The sequence below is a fragment of the Phenylobacterium sp. Root1290 genome (genome assembly GCF_001425305.1).
Lineage (GTDB): Bacteria > Pseudomonadota > Alphaproteobacteria > Caulobacterales > Caulobacteraceae > Phenylobacterium.
The window spans coordinates 1,917,356-1,936,201 of record NZ_LMEE01000001.1; the positions used below are offsets into that span (position 1 = coordinate 1,917,356).

At 67.4% G+C, this 18,846-nt stretch carries 14 protein-coding genes and 1 tRNA gene; 8 read left to right on the plus strand and 7 right to left on the minus strand.

All coding sequences use genetic code 11. The annotated features are described in order from the left end of the window. On the minus strand, positions 1-519 hold the full coding sequence (locus ASC79_RS09325; RefSeq protein ID WP_162244269.1) for an N-acetyltransferase: 519 nt from the start codon (positions 517-519) through the stop codon (positions 1-3). Between the two features lie 117 nt (positions 520-636). On the opposite strand from ASC79_RS09325, the gene recR reads away from it, so the two are divergent. Then, positions 637-1,239 (plus strand): recombination mediator RecR, encoded by a 603-nt coding sequence (gene recR, locus ASC79_RS09330; protein WP_056023156.1) that lies wholly within the window; start codon positions 637-639, stop codon positions 1,237-1,239. Positions 1,240-1,242: 3 nt separating this feature from the next. Here recR and ASC79_RS09335 read toward each other — a convergent pair whose 3' ends face one another. Continuing rightward, on the minus strand, positions 1,243-2,145 hold the full coding sequence (locus ASC79_RS09335; protein ID WP_056023709.1) for an N-formylglutamate amidohydrolase: 903 nt from the start codon (positions 2,143-2,145) through the stop codon (positions 1,243-1,245). Between the two features lie 148 nt (positions 2,146-2,293). Between ASC79_RS09335 and cpdR the strand changes: the two genes are divergently transcribed. From cpdR to ASC79_RS09360, 5 genes are all read left to right on the plus strand, one after another. Further along, on the plus strand, positions 2,294-2,653 hold the full coding sequence (cpdR, locus tag ASC79_RS09340; protein ID WP_056023153.1) for a cell cycle two-component system response regulator CpdR: 360 nt from the start codon (positions 2,294-2,296) through the stop codon (positions 2,651-2,653). Positions 2,654-2,744: 91 nt separating this feature from the next. Then, positions 2,745-2,819 (plus strand) — tRNA-Val (locus ASC79_RS09345). Between the two features lie 343 nt (positions 2,820-3,162). Beyond that, entirely contained in the window at positions 3,163-6,135 is a 2,973-nt protein-coding gene (locus ASC79_RS09350) for a TonB-dependent receptor domain-containing protein (protein ID WP_056023150.1), read from the plus strand. Between the two features lie 479 nt (positions 6,136-6,614). Further along, a complete protein-coding gene (locus ASC79_RS09355) occupies positions 6,615-9,761 on the plus strand; it encodes a TonB-dependent receptor domain-containing protein (RefSeq protein ID WP_056826648.1) in 3,147 nt (1,048 codons plus the stop codon). A 460-nt stretch (positions 9,762-10,221) separates the two neighbouring features. Then, the gene (locus ASC79_RS09360; protein ID WP_082532005.1) at positions 10,222-13,386 is read left to right on the plus strand and encodes a TonB-dependent receptor domain-containing protein; all 3,165 of its coding nucleotides are present in this window, start codon (positions 10,222-10,224) and stop codon (positions 13,384-13,386) included. Positions 13,387-13,468: 82 nt separating this feature from the next. Here the strand turns inward: ASC79_RS09360 and ASC79_RS09365 are convergent, their stop codons facing one another. The 3 genes from ASC79_RS09365 to ASC79_RS20755 form a co-directional block, all read right to left on the minus strand. Continuing rightward, the gene (locus tag ASC79_RS09365; RefSeq protein WP_056023141.1) at positions 13,469-13,861 is read right to left on the minus strand and encodes a DUF6491 family protein; all 393 of its coding nucleotides are present in this window, start codon (positions 13,859-13,861) and stop codon (positions 13,469-13,471) included. A 2-nt stretch (positions 13,862-13,863) separates the two neighbouring features. Then, positions 13,864-15,678, minus strand: a complete 1,815-nt coding sequence (mnmD, locus tag ASC79_RS09370) for a tRNA (5-methylaminomethyl-2-thiouridine)(34)-methyltransferase MnmD (protein WP_056023136.1) — start codon at positions 15,676-15,678, stop codon at positions 13,864-13,866. An 81-nt stretch (positions 15,679-15,759) separates the two neighbouring features. Beyond that, complete coding sequence (locus ASC79_RS20755) at positions 15,760-16,071, minus strand: hypothetical protein (protein WP_082532007.1); 312 nt, start codon at positions 16,069-16,071, stop codon at positions 15,760-15,762. Positions 16,072-16,329: 258 nt separating this feature from the next. On the opposite strand from ASC79_RS20755, the gene ASC79_RS09380 reads away from it, so the two are divergent. Further along, the gene (locus tag ASC79_RS09380) at positions 16,330-17,208 is read left to right on the plus strand and encodes an alpha/beta fold hydrolase (RefSeq protein WP_056023133.1); all 879 of its coding nucleotides are present in this window, start codon (positions 16,330-16,332) and stop codon (positions 17,206-17,208) included. Here ASC79_RS09380 and ASC79_RS09385 read toward each other — a convergent pair. Beyond that, positions 17,205-18,125, minus strand: coding sequence for a thioesterase family protein (locus tag ASC79_RS09385; protein ID WP_056023130.1), 921 nt, complete (start codon positions 18,123-18,125; stop codon positions 17,205-17,207). The genes ASC79_RS09380 and ASC79_RS09385 overlap by 4 nt on opposite strands. A gap of 225 nt (positions 18,126-18,350) precedes the next feature. Between ASC79_RS09385 and ASC79_RS09390 the strand changes: the two genes are divergently transcribed. Beyond that, positions 18,351-18,557 (plus strand): alkylphosphonate utilization protein, encoded by a 207-nt coding sequence (locus ASC79_RS09390; RefSeq protein WP_369817322.1) that lies wholly within the window; start codon positions 18,351-18,353, stop codon positions 18,555-18,557. Here the strand turns inward: ASC79_RS09390 and ASC79_RS21050 are convergent. Continuing rightward, a complete protein-coding gene (locus tag ASC79_RS21050; protein WP_156378403.1) occupies positions 18,554-18,724 on the minus strand; it encodes a hypothetical protein in 171 nt (56 codons plus the stop codon). The two genes, ASC79_RS09390 and ASC79_RS21050, sit on opposite strands and share 4 nt — an antisense overlap. Positions 18,725-18,846: the final 122 nt, after the last annotated feature.

Below are 18,846 nucleotides of genomic sequence, written 5' to 3' on the forward strand. Positions count from 1 at the left end.
TCAGAGCCTTAGCTCCAGGCGCTTCACCGTGTTGGTTCGATCTTCCAGGGTCTGAACGGCGGTCCCCACCTCCACGAAGCCTTGTCGGGTCCAAAAGCGATGGGCGGCGGGATTTTGCTCCTGGACGATCAGCCGGATCGTCCAACCGCCCTGAGCGATGATCCAGGGCCTGAGCGCCGCCACGATGGCTTGGCCCAGCCCCCGGTCGCGGGCCTCGGGCGCGACCAGCAGCAGGCCGAGGTACCAGGCGTGCGGGTCCGGGAAGTCCCTCAGCAGGTCGATGGCCGCTGTCAGTCCCTGGTCTGTCCAGACCCCGATGACCAGCTTGTCGCGCAACGAGTGGTCCGGCGGGACCTCTACCAGCAGGTCGGCGGCAGCGTGCGCATCGGGCGGGGAGCCGGTGACCATCACTTCGAAGTCGGCGCAGCGTTCCAGCAACTCCTGCAACTCGGCGACGGCGCTGCCGGAGATCAGGGCGAGCTGCGCGCCCTCGACTTGTGGGAGGTCAGAAGCGACCATGGCGCGCGCCCCGCTCGACATCTAGATGGGTGTTCTCGACAATCTGCATGACCGCGCCGCTGCTGAATCACCGCCAGGGTGGCGCACACTATATCTCTCGCCTAGCCAGGAGCTGACTTGGCCGCCTCCGCCGGACCTGAAATCGAGCGTCTGATCGCGCTGCTCTCCAAGCTGCCGGGCCTTGGCCCCCGGTCGGCGCGCCGCGCCGCCTTGGCCCTGCTCAAGCGCCGCGACCAGCTGCTCGTTCCCCTGTCCGAGGCGCTGTCGACCGCGGCCGAGCGGGTGAAGACCTGCGGCGTCTGCGGTTCTCTGGACACTCAGGACCCCTGCGCCATCTGCGCCGATACCCACCGCGACGCCTCGCTGATCTGCGTGGTCGAGGAGGTCGGCGCGCTCTGGGCCATGGAGCGGGCCGCGGCCTTCCGTGGCCGCTACCACGTGCTGGGCGGGCTGCTCTCGGCCCTGGACGGCGTCGGCCCCGAGGCGCTGCGCATCGGACCGCTGGTGTCCCGCGCCGCCGAGACAGGCGTGCGCGAGGTGATCCTGGCCCTGCCGGCGACGGTGGATGGCCAGACCACCGCACACTATCTGGCCGAACGGCTGGAGGGGGCGGGCGTCAGCGTCACCATGCTGGCGCGCGGCGTTCCGGTCGGCGGCGAACTCGATTGGCTGGACGATGGAACGATCAATCAAGCCATGCGCGCGCGCCGGCCTGCCTGACGGCTATTTCAGGCCCGACCAATCGGTCGCGCCTAGCGCGGCGATCACCTCGCCCAGATCGTCCTTGAGGCGCTTGAAACCCTTGGTCGGCTCCAGCGTGCCTTCATTCAGATAGAGACCGCGGTTGATCTCGATCTGCAGGGCGTGGGTGCGGCGGTTCGGCCGGCCGTAATGCTCGGTGGTGTAGCCGCCGGCATAGGGCGCGTTGCGCGCCACCTTATATCCGCGCGCTTCCAGCTCGCGCTCGACCCTTTGGGTGATCAGGCTAGCGCAGGAAGCGCCGAAGCGGTCGCCCAGGACCATGTCGCAGGGGCCGTCGCGCCCGCCGGCCCTGGCGGCGGCAGCCGGCATCGAATGCCAGTCGATCAGGATGGCGTAGCCATGGGCGGCGTGCGCCTCGCCCAGCAGGCGGGCCAGCCCGGCATGGTAGGGCGTGTGGACGCCCTCGATGCGGCGGCGCGCCTCGTCGAAGGTGAGCTTGCGGGCGTAGATCTCCTGGCCTTCGGAGACCACCCTGGCGATGGCTCCCAGGCCGGCGGCGACGCGGGCCGTGCGGGCGCGGGCGAAGTCCGGCAATTCGTCGGCGAACATCGCCTGGTCGAGTTCGAACGCCTCCCGGTTCACATCGATGTAGGCCCGCGCGAGGTTGGCGCAGATCAGCGCCGCGCCGTGCTCGGGTCCGGTTTCGATCAGTTCGTCGACGAAGGCGTCCTCCGAGCGGCGGATGGCGTGGGCGTCCAGCGCCGCCGCCGCCATCATGTCATCCGGATAGAGCCGGCCGGAGTGGGGCGAGGCGAAGACCAGCGGGGTGGGGGCCGGTGCGCCATCGTTCGACGCGCGCCGCACCTCGAAGGGTGAAATGGCCGGCGCGGAACGGTTCGCGGCAAGGGGCTCCCAGGCGTTCATCGCGGTCATATGAAGGTGCGTCACCGCGTGGGTCAAACAGATCGCGCGGCCTAGCGCCTGTCCCGAAAGGGGTTTGGCCGGTTCATCGGGGATTTACGTCTGGCCGGCTAATATGGAGGCTTACATTCTACGCCCTTGCGGAGCTCCCATGCCCCGAATTCTCCTCGCCGAAGATGATGACTCCCTGCGCGGCTTCCTGTCCCGCGCTCTGGAGCGGGCCGGCTATGAGGTGACCTCCTGCGCGGACGGCGAGGAGGCCGCCGCCGTGCTCGACCAGGACTGGGACCTTTTGCTGACCGACATCGTCATGCCGGGCATGGACGGAATCGAGGTCGCGCGCCTTGCGGCCGCGCGCCATCCGGGCCTGCGGATCATGTTCATCACCGGTTTTGCGGCCGTGGCGCTGGCCGCGGGCGAGAGCGCACCCCCCGGCGCCAAGGTGCTTTCCAAGCCTATTCACCTGCGCGAGATCGTCTCCGAGGTGGAGCGGATGATGGCCGCCGCATAAGGCTGTGAAAATGCGGTCGAGGGTGCTTGCGCAAGCCGGTCCTCGCCGCTATACCGCCGCCTCCCGTTCCCGAAAGGGAGCCGACTGGTTCGGACGTGTAGCTCAGCGGGAGAGCACCTCGTTGACATCGAGGGGGTCACAGGTTCAATCCCTGTCACGTCCACCATCTCCCTGACATCGATATCCGTCACACTCGCGTCCTCCGCGCGGGCGGCTCTGCGGCGTCTGCCCAGGGCCTTGGCGCGTCCGCATTCCGTTACGTAACAAGTCTGACATGACGGGGCGTCAGGGCGGGCTCAAGCGGCCGTCTCAGCGCTGCCTTTTTGCATCGCGGAGTCAAAAAACCCTGTCGAATAACGGTGTTGCGATTTGAACGCAGTTCGAATCCTTTGTTGCCGCCCTGCAAAATTCATCTAGCGCGAGGCCAACGAACGAGCGTCTCATCCTCGAACCCACGGATGACCATCGCGTCAGATCGAAAACGGCGTCCGTCGAGGGGGAGGAAAAAGATGTTGAAGAGCAGGTATCTCTGCGGCGGCTCCGTCATGGCCGTTGCTCTGGCCCTCGGCGGCCAGGCCTATGCCCAACAGTCCAGCACTGTCGAGGAAGTGGTGGTCACCGGGTCGTTCATCCGCGGCACGCCGGAGGATGCGGCCCTCCCCGTGGATGTGATCAGCTCCGACGACCTGGAAAAGCAGGGCTCGCCGTCCACTGTTGAACTTCTCAAGTCTCTGCCGGTCTCCAGCGGCGTGCTCGGCGACACCAACCAGTTCGACCCGCGGGCCCAGGGCTCGGAAGGTTCGGGCTCAGTCAACCTGCGCGGCCTCGGCGCGCAACGCACGCTCGTCCTGATCAACGGCCGCCGTATGGCGTCGAACCCGTTCGGCCAGGCTGGCGCCGGGATCGTCGACACCAACATCATTCCGTCGGCCGCGGTCGGCCGGGTGGAAGTGCTGAAGGACGGCGCGGCGGCCACCTACGGTTCGGACGCCATCGCCGGGGTCGTGAACTTCATCACCCGCAAGGACTTCGACGGGTTGGAGTTGAACGGCAGCTATCGGTTCATCGACGGCTCAGACGGCGACTACACCGGCAGCATTCTCTTCGGGCACACCTTCGAGAACGGCAACATCCTGCTGAGCGCCGGCTACCAGCACCGCTCGGAGCTCTCCACCACCGAGCGCGACTGGGCGACGCAGTCCTACTTCAACAACCCGGAAGGCGGCTGGTCGGCGGGCAACGCCGTCGCGCCGTTCCTGCCGGTGACGAACACCCCGACCGGCGCCTTCACGCCGGCGGCGGGCTTTGCGCTCGACAACGGCTGTGCCCCCCTGGGCGGCGTGGTCCAGGGCGGTGCGCTGCCGGCCTGCTTCTTCCCGTTCATTCCGTATGACAACCTGGTCGAGGTTGAAGATCGCTTCCAACTTTACGGGGAGGCCAACGCCGATCTGGGCGAAAACGCCCAACTGCATGTCGAGGTGTTCTACTCCGAGACCGACGTGCCGGAATGGAAGACCTCGCCGTCCTACCTGGCCCTGCAGACGCCGACCGCGAGCACCAACCCGACCGTCGGCCAACTGCCTGCCGCCGTGCTGGCGGGCTACTTCGTGCCTTCCACGAACCCGGGCTTCATCGCCTATCGCAACGCCAACCCGACGCAGATCCCGGCCTTCGCGACCGGCGCCCACATTCCGGGCGTGCGCTATCGGCCGCTGTCGTTCGGGGGCAACCCGGCCTTCGACAACGGTCCGTCGGAAGGTCGCCGTCATTATGACGCGTTCCGCGTCAGCGGCGGCATCAAGGGCCAGTTCAACGACGCGGTCGGCTACGACTTCGCCCTGACCTACGGCCAGGAGACCGGGGTGCGGACCGGCTACGACACCGTGGTGTCCCGGTTCCAGCAGGCGCTGCGCGGCTACGGCTCGCTCAATGACGGCACGGCCGGCGGCTGTACGGCGGCGGAAACCAACAACTTCACCACCAACGCCGGCAACACGGCGCTGGGCTGCTACTACTTCAACCCGTTCTCCAACTCGATCGCCAGCAACTCGATCACCGGCGCCACCAACCCGGCGTTCAACACCTCGCTTGCCAACAATCCTGAGCTGGTGCGCTGGTTCTTCCAGGAGGTGTCGACCAAGCAGACCTCCAAGCTGTTCGTCGCCGACGCGGTGTTCAACGGTGAACTGGGCTGGGAGCTGGGCGGCGGCGCGGTCGGATGGGCGGCCGGGGCGCAGTTCCGGCGCAGCTTCTTCACCTCTTCCTATAACGACCTCAGCAACATCGACGCCAACCCCTGCATCGACACGCCGTTCAACGGCTCGACGAGCTGCTCGGTGCGCAACGGCCCGCTGATGTTCCTGGGGACCGGCGAGGAAGCCGATCTCGAGGCCGACGTCTACGGCCTGTTCGCCGAAATGGCGCTGCCGGTCACCGACGACCTGCAGATCCAGCTGGCGGCGCGCTATGAGGACTACGGTGGGGAGACCGGCTCGACCGCTAACCCGAAGATCGCCGTGCGCTGGCAGGCAACCGAAGCCCTGGCGTTCCGCGCCTCGGCCGGCACGACCTTCCGCGGCCCGCCGCTGACCCAGCTGACCACCAGCAGCGTCACGGCCCTGTCGTTCATCGGCGGCGCCTTCCGCGCCATCGACATCTTCGGCAATCCGGACCTCGAGCCGGAAAAGGCCACGACCTACAGCGTCGGCGCGATCGTCAATGTGGGCGCCTTCAAGGGCAGCATCGACTACTGGAACTTCGACTTCGAGAACCCCATCGTCGCCGAGCCCTCCGCCTCGATGGTCAACACCATGTTCCCGGGCGGGGCCTCGACGAATTGCGGACTGCCCGCGTTCGCCGAGCTGCAGGCTCGCTTCGTGTTCCAGGGCGCCTGCAACATCGCGACCATCTCGCGGGTGCGGACCAACTGGACCAACGGGCCGGGCGTGAAGACCTCCGGCATCGACGTGCTGGCGGACTATGACGCCGGCGACGTCTGGGGCGGCGATCTGCGGATCGGCGGCTCGGTCACCTACACGCTGGAGTACAAGGTCGATCCCTTCATGATCGGCGACGTGACGGTCGAGAAGGAGTTCGACGCTGTCGGCTACCTCAACTACCAGCTCACCGCGACGTCGCTGCCGCAGCTGAAGGGCTCGATGTATGGCGAGTACAGCCACGGGCCGCACAACCTCCGCTGGACGGTCAACTACATCGACTCCTACGTCGATCAGCGGGCCTCGATCTTCGCCCCCAACCCTGTCAACGGCGCTATCCAACCGAACGGCGCCAAGATCGACGAGAGCTGGGTGCACGAGATCGACTACCGCGTCCTGTTGCCGTGGGACGTCACGGTGAATGTCTCGATCGACAACCTGTTTGACGCAGAGCCGTCCTTCGCGCGGCTCGACCTGAACTACGACCCGTTCACCGGCAACGCACTCGGCCGGACCTACAAGCTGGCCGTCAAGAAGCGGTTCTAGACGCCGGAAGACCAGCCGCGGCGGGCCTGAAAAGGCGGCTGCGGCCGGTTTGATTCGCCTCAAAGGCGCCGTGGGGCTTCCCCTGCGGCGCCTTTTTTGTCGAGCGCGGCGCGGGCGCCACACTCCCTAGTCGAGCGATTTCGGCCGCTGTGCGCAGGGCGCTCAGCGGTTTTCGAACGACCGGTTGGATTCGGTCGTCGTTCGGTTCAGTTCAAAAGTCCGGAAAATACGCAAAACCAATGACTTAGTAAGTATTATTCGGGATCGTCGAAAAATTACTGGACCCGGTATGCTGTCTACTAAGAAAATTGTCTGTTACGTCAAAAATATGAGCTCAATTGCAGCGCATTTCAAGCCTGTAACGATAACGACATCGCTCTGGCGTCCCGGCTCTTCTGCGTGAATGATCGCCATACTCGGACGTAGATAACCGCTGCATTTCAATCGCTGCGGATGTCCGAGGGGGAAAGGAAACACTGATGTTGAAGAGCAGATATTTCTGCGGCGGGTCCATTTTGGCCGTCGCTCTGGCGTTCGGCGTGTCGGGAACGGCCGCCGCACAGGGCGAAGCGACAGTAGAGGAGGTGGTGGTCACCGGCTCATTCATCGCCGGCACACCCGAAGATGCGGCCCTGCCGGTGGATGTCATCGGCTCCAAGGAAATGGAGGCCCGTGGTTCTCCCACCATGGTCCAGCTGATCAAGACCATCCCGTCGTCGGGCGCGGTGATCGGCGAAAACAACCGCTTCGGCTCCGGTTCGGGCGCTGCGACGGTCAACCTGCGCAATCTGAACTCGCCCAGCACCGGCTCGCGGACCCTGGTCCTGTTCAATGGCCGGCGCATTCCGGTTTCGCCGCAAAGCCTCAACTCGGTGGACGTGAACCTTCTGCCGACGGCCGCGATCGGCCGAGTGGAAGTGCTGAAGGATGGCGCGGCCGCGACCTACGGCTCGGACGCCATCGGCGGCGTCGTCAACTTCATCACTCGCACCGATCTCGACGGCTTCGAGTTCAGCGGTCAATACCAGTTCATCGACGGCTCGGACGGCGACTACGAAGCCAACCTCGCCTGGGGCAAGAAGTGGGACAATGCTGACGCCCTGATCACCCTCGGCTATCGCCACCGCTCGGTGCTGCCGATCCAGGAGCGCGAGTGGGCCCTGCGCACGGGCGTCGGCGGCTTCCTGCAAAACCCGCTGGGCGGTTGGGCCAGCACCGGCAACCCCGGTCAGTACAACGTCGTCTCGTCCATCGCGCCGAGCCCGAACGGCGGCTTCGCCTCCGGCGCCATCGGCGCGGGTCTGCCGGACATCGGCTGCGCGGCCAATGGCGGCGCGCCCTACAATATCTCGGCCGTTATCGGCCTGCGTCAGCTCAACCCCGACCCGAACTCGTGTCAGTTCCAGTACACGGTGTTCGACAACCTGGTTGAGGAAGAAGAGCACTTCCAAGCCTACGGCAAGTTCAACTTCGACATCACCGACACCCTGTCGGCCAATATCGAAGTGCTCTACGCCATGCACGACACGCCCAACCAAAGCTGGGCTGTGACCGGGCCGAACCAGTTCCCGACCCCGCTGAGCGCGGGCGGCACCTCGCCGATTCCGGCGCTGGCCCCGTCCGACCAAGGCCGTTTCTACATCCCGGCCAGCAACCCGGGTCTCGCGGCGCTGATCAGCCAGGTCAACGGCGCCAACTGCGCCGGCACTGTCCTGCCCTACGGCATCGACGCGGCCAGCTGCCAGACGGCGCTGAACGCGGCGCGCGCTGCGGTCGCTACGGCGGCCACCAACGGCGTCGCGGCCAGCCAGACGGCCTGGCGCCCGATCGGCTTCGGCGGCAACCCGTACACCGAAGACAAGCACGCCCACTATTCCTACAAGGTCGACACCTTCCGGGTGTCCGGCGGCTTCAAGGGCGAGCTTCCGTTCGGCATCAACTGGGACGGCGCGCTGACCTATCAGCAGCAGGACTATACCCGCGTTCAGGAAGACATCTCCGTCAACCGCCTGCAGCAGGGCCTGCGCGGCTTCGCCAGCCGGGCTGGCGCTCCCGACCAGTGCACCGCGGCTGAAACCGCCAACTGGACGAGCAACGCCGGCAACGCGGCCATGGGCTGCTACTACTTCAACCCGTTCACGAACGGCTTCGAACAGAGCCTCTCGAACGTCGGGTCGAACCCCTTCTACATCGGCTCCAGCACCATCCCGGGCTTCAACGAAGCCGTCGCCGCCCGCAACGAGGTCGTCGACTGGATGGACGAGCGCCTGGTCAACAAGATGTCGACCCGTTTGTTCGTCGCCGACATCGTCCTGAACGGCGATCTGCCGTTCGAGCTGAGCGGTGGTCAGGTGAAGTGGGCCGCCGGCGCTCAGTACCGCTACGACCAGTATCGCCAGAACCCGGAAACGCTGCACGACGTCAACGCGACGCCTTGCGTGGACTCGCCGCCCTTCGGCGACGGCCAGCCCTACTGCCTGGTTCCCACCGGTCCGTACCTGTTCAACGCCAACCTGGCTCAGTACAACGTCTCGCGTGAAATCAGCTCGGTCTTCGCTGAGACCCTGCTGCCGATCACCGACGACCTCGAAATGACCCTGGCTGCCCGCTACGAGTACTATGCGGGTCAAGGCGAGACCTTCAACCCGAAGGCTTCGCTGCGCTGGCAGGCCCTGGACTGGCTGGCCCTGCGCGGTTCGGTCGGCACCACCTACCGCGCCCCGTCGGCGATCATCACGACCACGAACTTCACCCGCGGTCTGACCAACGCCAACGGCACGTGGCGCGCCAACGACCAGTACGGCAACCCCGACCTGGATCCGGAAACCGCGTTCACCTACAGCATCGGCGCGATGGCCAAGATCGGCGCCTTCCGCGCCACGGTCGACTACTGGAGCTTCGACTTCGAAGACCAGCTGATCCTCGAAAGCGCCACGGACATGCTGGCCGCCGCGTTCCCGTCCACGGGCGCGAACGTCTGCACCAGCACCGATCCGGCCTATGTGGCGCTGCGCTCGCGCTTCACCTTCACCGACCTGGGCTGCGGCCGCGCCAACGTCCAGTCCTACCGCACGAAGTACATCAACGGCGGCAAGGTGAAGACCTCGGGCGTCGACTTCCAGGCGAGCCTCGACGTCGGCGACCTGTTCGAGGGCCAACTGACCACCGGCTTCGACGGCAGCTACCTGATCCAGTACGACGAAGATCCCTACCTGATCGAAGGTGTTCCGGCCCCGGCCCGCGGCACCCAGGAACGTGCGGGCACCTACCGCGCGTCGATCTTCACCGGCTACAACCAGCTGCGCGCCAACGCCTGGGTCAACTGGACCAGCGGCATGCATAACCTGCGCTGGCAGACCCGCTTCATCAGCTCGGTCAACCAGACGGAGTCGAACTCGATCGGCCTGGCGCTCGCCACCAAGACGACGACGAAGATCCCGGAATACTGGCAGCACGACCTGACCTATCGGGCCGAACTGCCGTGGGACACGACTCTGACCCTCACGGTGCAGAACCTGTTTGACGAGGAGCCGCCGTTCGCGATCGGCACCCAGTACAACTACGACCCCTCCAGCGCGAACCCGCTGGGCCGGGTGTTCGCTGTCTCGGCGAAGAAGCGCTTCTAAGCGCGGCCAGCCACTGACGGAACGAAGCGCCGTCCCCGAAAGGGGGCGGCGTTTTGTCTTGTGTGGGGTACGCCCAGCCTACAAGCAACGCTGAGGGGCGGAAAACGCGGCTTTCGTGCAACAGTTACGCTCTGACTTGCCGTGGCGTCAGCTCGACGCGGCCGCGGTGAGGCGGCCGTGAACGCCAGGCGCGCAGCTTCGCCGAACGATGCTGAAATGTGCTTGAAACCCTAAGCCGTAAGGGGTTTTGCGATACCCGCGGTTCGAAACGCATGCCATATCAGCGGTTTATGAACGCTGATCACTACCGCGAGCCGTGCGTTGGCAGGTTCAAGACAACAGTATGTTGCGATCTTGAAAAATAGTGGCGCGCCCCGCGGGAGCGTCCGATGATCTTTCTGCTCATGAGTCAAAAGCGTCCGCACCAGACGGAGGCGGCTCTCGAGGGGGAAGGAAACCAATGTTGAAGAGCAGATATTTCTGCGGCGGCTCCTTATTGGCCGTCGTCCTGGCAATTTCAGCCAACAGTTCGGCCCAAGCGCAGCAGGCCTCCACCGTCGAGGAGGTGGTGGTCACCGGCTCGTTCATCGCGGGCACGCCGGAAGACGCGGCTCTACCGGTCGATGTCTTCGGCTCCAAGGAGCTTGAGGCTCGTGGTTCGCCGACCATGGTCCAGTTCATCAAGACGATTCCGTCTTCCGGCGCGGTGATCGGCGAGAACAACCGCTTCGGATCGGGGTCCGGCGCGGCGACGGTCAATCTCCGCAGCCTGAACTCCGCCGTGACGGGCGCCAGAACCCTGGTGCTGTTCAACGGACGCCGCGTTCCGGTGTCGCCGCAGGGCTTGAACTCCGTCGATATCAACCTGCTGCCGACCGCCGCGATCGGCCGAGTGGAAGTGCTGAAGGACGGCGCGGCCGCGACCTACGGCTCTGACGCCATCGGCGGGGTCGTCAACTTCATCACCCGCACGGATCTCGACGGCTTCGAAGTCAGCGGCCAATACCAGTTCATCGACGGGTCCGACGGCGACTACGAAGCTTCCATCGCGTGGGGCAAGAAGTGGGACAACGCGGACGCGCTGATCACCTTTGGCTATCGCGCCCGCTCCGAGATGCCGATTTTTGAGCGTGACTGGGCGATCCGCACGGGGGTCAACGGCTTCCTGGAAAACCCGTTGGGCGGCTGGGCCGGCACCGGCAATCCGGGCGGCTACAACTATGCGGCCACTGCGCCGGCCGGCTCGCCGAACACCGGCTTCACGTCGGCCACCTTCGGCGGGACGCTTCCAGACATCGGCTGCGCGGCCAATGGCGGCGCGCCCTACAGCCTGACCACCCTGATCGGGGCGCGGGCCGTGGTGCCGGACTCCAGCGTCTGTAACTTCCAGTACACGTCCTTCGACAACCTGGTTGAGAACGAGCACCACTACCAGGCCTACGGCAAGTTCAACTTCGACGTGACCGACAACATCAGCGCCCACGTCGAGGTGCTGTACGCCATGCACGAGACCCCGCTGCAGAGCTGGGCCGTGACTGGGCCGAACCAGTTCCCGTCGCCCCAGCTGGCTTCGGGCGCCTCGCCCGGCGGCGGTGTTTCGCCGATCCCGGCCACGGGCACCGGTGAGCAGTCGAGGTTCTACATTCCCAACACCAACCCCGGCCTGCTGGCGCTGATCTCGCAGATCAACGCGGCGAGCTGCGCGGGGCCGAACCTGCCCTATGGCGTGGATCCGGCCAGTTGCGCGACCGGGCTGGCGCTGGCTCGGACCGGCGTCGCCAACGCAGCCGCCTATGGCGTGGCGACGAGCCAGAGCGTCTGGCGTCCGATCGGCTTTGCGGGCAACCCGTACACCGACGACGAGCACGCCCACTACACCTACAAGGTCGACACCGCGCGGGTGTCGGGCGGCTTCAAGGGGCAGTTCGAGAACGGCCTCGGGTTCGACGTCGCGATGACCTACCAGAAGCAGGACTACAACTATAACCTCGAGGACCTGTCGGTTAACCGGCTGCAGATGGCGCTGCGCGGCTTCGGCAGCCGCGACGGCAACGCCGATCAGTGCACGGCCGCGGAAACCAACAACTTCACCACCAACGCCGGCAACGCGGCGCTGGGCTGCTTCTACTTCAACCCCTTCACCAACGCCTTCGACGAGAGCCTGGCGCGGGTGGGGCCGAACCCGTTCTACGTCGGCAGCAGCACCATTCCGGGCTTCAACGACGCGGCGGCCAACCGCGGCGCGGTCGTCGCCTGGATGGACGACAAGCAGCGCAACGAGATCTCCTCGGAGCTGTTCGTCGCCGACGTGGTGTTCAACGGCGAACTGCCGTGGGACCTCGGTGGCGGTGCGATCGCCTGGGCGGCCGGCGGGCAGTACCGCTACGACCGGACGATCCAGGATCCCGACGTTATCTACGACGCCAACGCCACGCCCTGCGTGGACTCGGTTCCGTATGGCGACGGATCGCCGTTCTGCCCGACCACGTCCAACGGGCCGTTCCTGTTCAACGCCAACCTGCGCCCCTATGACGTGAACCGGAAGATCAGCTCGGTCTTCGCCGAGACCAGAGTTCCGTTCACCGACGACATCGAGCTTACGCTCGCGGGACGCTACGAGTACTACGAAGGCCAGGGCGAGACGTTCAATCCGAAGGCGGCGCTTCGCTGGCAGCTCGTGGACTGGCTGGCTCTGCGCGGGTCGGTCGGCACCACCTATCGGGCCCCGGCGGCGACGATCACGACGGACAATTTCACCCGCAACCTAACCAACGCCAACGGCACCTACCGGGCCAACGACCTTTACGGCAACCCGGACCTCGAGCCGGAAACCGCGTTCACCTACAACCTCGGTGCGGCGGTCAACTTCTCGAACTTCCGGGCGACGATCGACTACTGGAACTTCGATTTCGAAGATCCGCTGACCTCGGAAGCGACGGCCGACCTGCTGAACGTGATGTTCCCGGGCGGCTCGGCGACCGGCAACTGCGGCAACCCGGCCTACGCCGCGGTCCAGGCGCGGTTCACCTTCGCCGGCGCCTGCAGCCGTGCGGGCATCCTCTCGTACCGCACCCAGTACATCAACGGCGGCGGGGTGAAGACCTCTGGCGTCGACTTCCAGGCCAACCTGGATGTGGGCGAGGTTCTGGGCGGCGTGTTCACCGCTGGCTTCGACGGGACCTACCTGCTGAAGTTCGACGAAGAGCCCTACATGATCGAAGGGTTCCCCTCGAACGCGGCGGGCGTCCAGGAGCGGGCCGGCACGTACCGCGCCTCGTTGTTCACCGGCTACAACAAGCTGCGGGCGAACGCCTATCTCAACTGGTCCATGGGCATCCATAACCTGCGTTGGCAGACGCGCTTCATCTCCTCGACCACGCAGGTGGAGACCAACTCCATCGCCCTGGCCGCGGCGTTGAAGACGTCGATCAAGATCTCGGAGTACTGGCAGCACGACCTGACCTACCGGGTCGAACTGCCCTGGGACACGACGGCGACGCTGACGGTCCAGAACCTCTTCGACGAGGATCCGCCGTTCGCGATCGGCACCCAGTACAACTACGATCCGGGCAGCGGTAACCCGCTTGGCCGCGTCTATGCGGTGGCGCTGAAGAAGCGCTTCTAGGCGAGACCTCCGGCCGGCGCGGTTACGCGCCGTGTCGACCTGCGGGCGCCGCCCCCTCGAAGGCGGCGCCCGCTTTTTCTTTTCAGGGCTTGGCCCTGGGGTTCATGGCCGCGACCTCTTCCGGGGTCAGCTTGGTGACCGTGCGGACCTGGCAGCGCTGGGGTCCGAACGGCCCCTTGGTCAGCACGGTGGCGTCCAGGCCCGAACAGATCGACGAGCCGCCGCGCGACTGCAGGGCGATGGCCGTGTTCCAGTCGACGTCCGGGCAGCGCGTGAAGAGATCGAGCCGATAGACGTCGCGCACTCCGACGCGGACATAGACGGTCTGGTCGTCGACAGCGTTGAAACTGTTGGCGCTGTTGGCCCAGAAGCAGTTGCGGGTCGGGGAGGCGGCGGCCGTCTCGGCGCTGGGCGTCGAGGTCGTGCAGGCCCCTAGAGCGAGAACGCCGGCGAGGCCGGCCCAAGCGAACTTCATGGTCATGCTCCCTTATCGGTCCCCGGGCGGACGCTACGGCCTTTGCGGGCTGCGCGCTTTTGGAATCGGTCAGGGGCGATCAGTTCGGCCAGGGCTGCGGGCAGCGGAGAGGGCGCGCCCAGGATCTGGGCGGCCACATGATCGGCCAGCAGCGGCGCCAGGCAGAAGCCGCGCGAGCCCAGGCCCCCCAGCACATGGACGCCGTCATGGCCGGGCGCCGGTCCGGCCAGCGGCAGGTGATCGGGCGTGGTGGCGCGGACCGAGGCGCGGCCCTCGATTGGGGCTGCATCCAGCCGCGCGGCCAGCCGGGGCAGGGCTGCGGCGAGGGGGGCGCGATTGCGCTCGTGGTCGGCGGCGCGGACGTCGGTCGCCGTCTCGCCACGGTCGTGGGTCGCGCCGAACAGCAGGCCCGCCCGGGTGGGGACCGCATAGCCGCCCCAGGCCGCCGCCTGGGACGCGGCGACGGCGTCCGTCCAACTGGCCTGGCCGCGGACCGCGCCGATCGGCAGGCCCTCCAGAAGGGCGCCGATAGCGGGGCCTATCGTCAGGATCACGGCGTCAGCTTCCACAATCGTGCCGCCGGCGGAATCGAGCAGGGTCAGGCCCGTCGCGCCGCGGCGGACCTGGGCGACCTGGGCGCGGACAACCTGCCCGTTCCACGCGGCGAGGATGCTGGCCGGCTCCACCACGAGGGCGGCGGCCAGATCGAGGACGGCGCCGGGCGACGACTCGCCCAGGCGCTCGCTCGCGCCCTCGTGGTCCAGCAGGGTCAGGGCGCCTGGCTCGAAGAGATCGGAGGCGGCGATCTTGCCAAAGCGGTCGAGGTCCCGCTCGCCGCTCGCGATCTGCAGAACGCTGCGGGCGATGACGGCGTCCGGGAGGTCGTCGTAGAGACGGACGGCGCGTGCGAAGGCCTGGGCGAAAAGGCTCGCCAGCGGGCCGAGTCCGGCGTCGAGGCGCGGCGTGACCAGAGCGGCGGGATTGCCAGAGGCGCCGGCGCCCGCGCCTTCGGCGTCGATCACGACCGGGGCGCAGCCGAGGGCGCGCAGGGCGCGGGCGGCGCTGGCGCCGGCGATCCCGGCGCCGACGATCGCGACACGCGGCGTCATCGCCTGGTCCGGCTGCCCGGGGAGCCGTGCCTCCAGCCGTTCGCGCTTGCGGCCGAAGCCGGGGCGCTTGTCGACCTGAAAGCCGGCGGCGGCGAGGCCGCGGCGGACAGCGCCGGCGACGGTGAAGGTGGCGGCGCAAGCGCCGGGCGCCGAGCGCGCGGCGACCAGGGCCATGATCTCCTCGCGCCACATGGCCGGGTTGAGCGCCGGGGAGAAGCCGTCGAGGAACCAGGCGTCGGCCTGGCCGGTCCACTCGGTCAGCGCGCTCTCGACATCCATGACGGCCAGGTCGAGCGTTGCGGAGAGTTCCGGCAGGTCCAGGCGGTGAAACCCGCGGGCGCGGCCGGGCCAGCGGCGCACCAGCAGTTCGGTCAGATCGGCGAGCTCGGGCCAGCGCGCGAGGGCGCGTGCGGCCTCGTCGGCGGTGATCGGGTGGGCTTCTACGCTGAAGACGTGCAGGTGCGCGTCGGGCGGCCCGTGGCGACGCCACAGGTCGAGCAGGGCCAGGATGTTGAGGCCTGTGCCGAACCCTAGCTCCCCAACGGTGAAGCGGGTGCGGCCGTTCCAGGCCTCCGGCAGCCCGCAGCCCTGCAGGAAGACCGCGCGGGTCTCGGCCAGGCCATCCTCGGCGGAGAAGTAGACGTCGCCGTAGAGGCGAGAGCGCGGTTGGCCGTCGTCGGTCCAGGCGAGAGGGGATTCGTCGGTCATCGCGCCGTTATAACGCGCAAAAGAAAAGGGCCGCCCCGAGGGACGGCCCTTCGCTTAAGAACGCGGATGCGTTCGTAAGACTTACTTCGCGGCCGGAGCGGCAGCGGCGTCGGCAGCCGGAGCGGCCGGAGCAGCGGCGGCAGCGGCAGCGGCGTCGGCCGGAGCAGCGGCGGCAGCGGCGGTCGCGTCGCCAGCGGCGGCGGTCGCGTCGGCAGCGGCGTCAGCGGCGGTGGCGGCGGCGTCGGTCGCGGTGGCGGCGGCGTCGGTCGCGGTTTCGGCGGTGGCTTCGGCGGTGTCAGCGGCCTTTTCAGCCGGCTTGCCGCAAGCGGCGACGGACAGAGCGGCGACGGCGGCGCCGGCGACGAGCAGCTTGCGAAGGATTTCGGTGGTCATGTCCTGGGTCCCCTGGAAACGGAGGTTAGAAGGCGCCCAACGAGGCGCCCCGGACGGGGAACATCGCTGTGCTGTTTCGGAATATGCCCGGCTTCGCGCTCAGGGCAAGGCTTTAATTCACGCCCTCGTGATCACTTTTGTAACCCTCGGGCCGTTGCCCTGAAAAACCAAGGCCTTCGAGGGTGTTGTCGAACGGTGCGTCAATGTGGTTTCGAGGGGCCTGGCGGGTCAGATTGGCGGTCGGCGGAGGGTTTGGTGATGGATTCGGCTTTGGCGGAGGCGCCGCGTGCGCGGCTGATCGACCTGGAAGGCCGTGGCGGGGCCATGGCGGTTCTCGACTTCGGCGATCCCGGCCGGCCTGTGGATATCGTCTTCGTGCACGCCAACGGCTTCAACGCCCGCACCTATCGCAGCATCCTCGGCCCGCTCGCGGACGATCTGCGGATTCTGGCGGTCGATCAGCGCGGTCATGGACGCTCGACCCTGCCGGCCGAAACCGAGGGGCGCACGTCCTGGGACGGGCTGCGGGACGATTTGCTGACGCTGCTCGCGACGCTGGATCTGCGCGACGTGGTGCTGTCGGGCCATTCGATGGGCGGCACGGCCTGCGTGCTGGCCCAGGCGCAGGCCCCCGAGCGGGTGCGGCGCGTGGTGCTGTTCGACCCGGTGGTGATGCCGTCTGCGGGAATGGCGGACCCAGGCCAGGTTTCCAACTCGCCGCTGGTGCAGGGCGCGCTGCGCCGGCGTTCGGTGTTTCCCGACAAGGCCGCTGTGGTCGCCGCCTACACCGGGCGCGGAGCGTTCAAGACCTGGAGCGGCGAGACCCTGGCCGACTATGTGGCCGACGGCTTCCGTGAGCGCGACGACGGCCAGGTGGAATTGTCCTGCGCGCCGGAGTGGGAGGCCTCGAACTTCTCCTCGCACGCCCACGACACCTGGGGCGCGTTCGAGCAGGCCCAGGTTCCGATTCGCATCCTGCGAGCGGCAGAGGGATCGACCTGCCGCGAAGACCCGAAGTTCGACGCCCTGGTCGCCGCCGGGCGCATCGAGGTCGAGACCGTGCCCGGCACGACTCACTTTCTGCCGATGGAGCGGCCGGACCTGGTGCGGTCGGTTCTGAGATCGGCGGCGTCCTAGAGCGCCAGGCCCGGCGGCGACGCGGCGCGGAAGGCCGCCTGGGCTTCGGCCGAGATGTCGACGACCTTGCGTCGTTCGAGGTCGAACGAAACCACGACAGCCTCGGCGCTGGCCCAGGGCCGGCCGCTCTGGGGATCGACCATCCAGTGCATGACCCGGCGGGTGCGCGCGTCGCAGCCGGCGAATCCCGAGCGCAGCTCGACGCCGTCGCCGGCCTCGGGCCAGCCAAGATGCAGGACGCGGTACTCAAGCACGGCGCCGCCGATCTTGGCGTCTCCGTCCGCCGGGCCGGGCCTGACGTCGCCGAACAGCCGGCCGACCCCATCGGACACCCGGCCGATGAACAGCTCGGGGCGCATGCGCCCGAACACGTCGCACTCGGCCGGGCCGATGACCCCAAGGCCGATCCGCTTCAGGCCCAGTTCGTCGGCGCGGGCCAGGGACGCGGTGGGGACGACCGGCGAGAGGTCGATGCTGCGGGCCGCGGCGTAGGCGGGAACATCGATCGCCAGCGCCTTGGCTCGCTGGAGAATGCGCTCGGGCCAAGGGAAGGGGCGCAATTCACGGGTCGTCGCGTGATCGACGAGCAGCTGGAACGTGGCGGCGGGCTGGCCGTCCATATGGCGGATGACCAGCAGCAGGCGCGCGTCGCTCTCGCCGATCTCGATGACGCCGCCGGTCATGTGCAGCGAGGCGCCGGGCTTGGCCTCGCGCAAGAAGCGGATGTGCTGCTCGCGGACGACCAGGGTCGACTCGCCGTCGCGGGCGAAGGCGCGCGGCATGCCCAGTTGCGCGGCGAGGCCGGCCAGTCCTTCCTGGGCCTTGGCGACCCAGAAACGGACGTTGAGGTGCCCCATCTCGTCGCATTCCCAGGTGTTGACGCCGCCGCTCCAGACCTCGACGCCTTGATCAGACACGCGCGCACTCCCCCGAAAATCAACCGGCCCGGACCTTAGGGGGAGAGGCTTGACGGCGCTAGCGGGCTGGCCCTGGCCGCCGCGAGGCTCTAAGTCCGCCAGAGCGAGTTTTGCGAGGCGCGTATGAGCGGGAACGGCGACGAGTTCGTCTATGACGAAACCACGGGCGAGTGGGTGAGCGCCGCGGACGCGGCGGCAGAAACGGCGACGGCGCAGCAGGTCGAGGTGCGCGACGCCGTCGGCAATCTGCTGGCCAATGGCGACAGCGTGACCCTGGTCAAGGATCTCAAGGTCAAGGGCGCCGGCCAGACCCTGAAGCGCGGCACGGTGATCAAGTCGATCCGCCTGACCGGTGACGAGCAGGAGATCGACTGCCGGCACGAGACCATCAAGGGCCTGGTGCTGCGCGCCGAGTTCGTTCGCAAGCTCTAGTCGCGCTTGCCCTCGGCGGGATCCCCGGCCGAACCCATATGGCCGCCAGGCGGCATGTCGGTATCGAAGCTGCGGCTTTCGTCGAGCGTGGGATCGGCCGCGCGGGCGGTTTCGTGGGGCGGTTCGCGGTCCGGCGGCGGGCGGTGGTCTTCGCGGGGATGGGGCATCGGCGTTCTCCAGGCCTGATGCGGAAATCGCCGAGCCCGCATCGTGTTCCTGCCGCCGTTCGAGCATCCGGCCGGCTGTGGCCGACGTAACGGCTCCATGGCACAGTCTCTCGACCCTGGAG

Coding starts and splice junctions, on each gene's coding strand:
- ASC79_RS09350 (WP_056023150.1), top strand. CDS start 3,163: ATGTTGAAGAGCAGGTATCTCTGCGGCGGCTCCGTCATGGCCGTTGCT.
- ASC79_RS09365 (WP_056023141.1), bottom strand. CDS start 13,861: ATGAAGTTCGCTTGGGCCGGCCTCGCCGGCGTTCTCGCTCTAGGGGCC.
- mnmD (WP_056023136.1), bottom strand. CDS start 15,678: ATGACCGACGAATCCCCTCTCGCCTGGACCGACGACGGCCAACCGCGC.
- cpdR (WP_056023153.1), top strand. CDS start 2,294: ATGCCCCGAATTCTCCTCGCCGAAGATGATGACTCCCTGCGCGGCTTC.
- ASC79_RS09380 (WP_056023133.1), top strand. CDS start 16,330: ATGGATTCGGCTTTGGCGGAGGCGCCGCGTGCGCGGCTGATCGACCTG.
- ASC79_RS09325 (WP_162244269.1), bottom strand. CDS start 519: ATGGTCGCTTCTGACCTCCCACAAGTCGAGGGCGCGCAGCTCGCCCTG.
- ASC79_RS09360 (WP_082532005.1), top strand. CDS start 10,222: ATGTTGAAGAGCAGATATTTCTGCGGCGGCTCCTTATTGGCCGTCGTC.
- ASC79_RS09355 (WP_056826648.1), top strand. CDS start 6,615: ATGTTGAAGAGCAGATATTTCTGCGGCGGGTCCATTTTGGCCGTCGCT.
- ASC79_RS21050 (WP_156378403.1), bottom strand. CDS start 18,724: ATGCCCCATCCCCGCGAAGACCACCGCCCGCCGCCGGACCGCGAACCG.
- ASC79_RS20755 (WP_082532007.1), bottom strand. CDS start 16,071: ATGACCACCGAAATCCTTCGCAAGCTGCTCGTCGCCGGCGCCGCCGTC.
- ASC79_RS09335 (WP_056023709.1), bottom strand. CDS start 2,145: ATGAACGCCTGGGAGCCCCTTGCCGCGAACCGTTCCGCGCCGGCCATT.